The following is a 1260-nucleotide window of genomic DNA, read 5'->3' as shown; positions in this document are numbered from 1 at the left end:
ATTGTCGCCGACCGAGCTGGAAGATGGGGCGGTGCTGGCGAGCATCGCGGCGCGACACGTGCTGCGACGTGCGTTGGATGACCTGGACAGCCTGCAAGAAGGTATGGCCGGTGGCCCGTTCTCGCGGCGCGAGCAGCACCAGGCGTCGGGGATGGTCGCCGCCCAGCTGCAGATCAGCGTCGATGACGCGCTCGTGGTGCTGAGGGGACATGCATTCGCGACCGGACGAAGCGTCCGCGAGGTCGCAGCCGACGTGGTGGCCCGTCGGATGAATTTCCAGCCGTGAGCGCTGCGAAGATCTAGACTCCCAGCATGAAGACCCGGGAGGATCGTCTGCTGCACACCGTCGCGGCGCTGGCGGATTCCCTCGTCGCGGACTTCGACGTCGTCGATCTGCTGCAGCTGCTCGTCGACGAGTGCACAGCACTCTTCGACGCCGCGGCCGCCGGCATCCTCCTGCTGAGCCCGACCGGTGAGCTGGAGGTGATCGTCTCCACGAGCGAGCGCAGCGAGTTCGTTGAACTGATGCAGTTGCGCGTCGGTGAGGGACCGTGCGTCGAGGCCGTCGCGACAGGACGGGTGGTGTCCGTGGCGGACCTGGATCATGTCTCTGATCGATGGCCGGCGTTCGCGGGGGACGCGCGCAGATCCGGTTTTGCTTCGCTGCACGCGATACCGATGCGGCTCCGGGCGTCGACGATCGGCTCGTTGAACCTGTTCCGCGACCGTACGGGCGAACTGAATCATGCGGATGCCGTGGCCGCCCGGACCTTCGCGGACATCGCGACGATCAGCATCCTGCAGCAGCGCCTGGTCGAGGAATCCACCATCGCGCAGGAACAGCTGCAGCGGGCCTTGAACAGTCGGGTCATCATCGAGCAGGCGAAGGGTTACCTGGCGCAAAGCCGCGGGCTGGACATGGACACCGCGTTCCAGCAGATCCGTTCACACGCCCGTTCCACGCAGACCCGACTCGCCGAGGTCGCGGCCGAGATCGTCGCTGGCCGACTCGTGTTGTAGCGCGCCCCGACTCCGCCCGCGCATCGCTGCAGAAGCTTGTGCTCTTGCGGTGCTCGGACCCGCGACATAGCCTGAACTCAGGTTGCCCCAGACCTCGGTCAGCTCCACTGTCACTACGGCGTGCGAACGCGGACCGGAGTACGAAGATGGGCACTTTCTGGTACGGCTCAGTCGGGCAACCCACCATGATCGACGACCGCACGTTGCTGCACCTGCAGGTCATCATCGTCACCAAGCTTC

Annotated in this window: 3 protein-coding genes; all 3 read left to right on the top strand. The window is 65.8% G+C overall.

Annotated features, from left to right (window positions below):
* The coding region (locus Q9R08_RS20810; RefSeq protein ID WP_308870208.1) for an ANTAR domain-containing protein at positions 1-286 on the top strand (286 nt) is incomplete at its 5' end.
* A gap of 26 nt (positions 287-312) precedes the next feature.
* A complete protein-coding gene (locus tag Q9R08_RS20805) occupies positions 313-1020 on the top strand; it encodes an ANTAR domain-containing protein (RefSeq protein WP_308870206.1) in 708 nt (235 codons plus the stop codon).
* 146 nt (positions 1021-1166) lie between these two features.
* Positions 1167-1260 (top strand): DUF7882 family protein (locus tag Q9R08_RS20870; protein ID WP_470365362.1); only part of this gene is annotated, 94 nt, incomplete at its 3' end.

Origin of the sequence: Microbacterium psychrotolerans, assembly GCF_031085295.1 — a bacterium.
GTDB classification, from domain to species: domain Bacteria; phylum Actinomycetota; class Actinomycetes; order Actinomycetales; family Microbacteriaceae; genus Microbacterium; species Microbacterium psychrotolerans.
The sequence above is the reverse complement of the archived record's forward strand: the minus strand, read 5'-3'. Positions and strand labels throughout refer to the sequence as shown.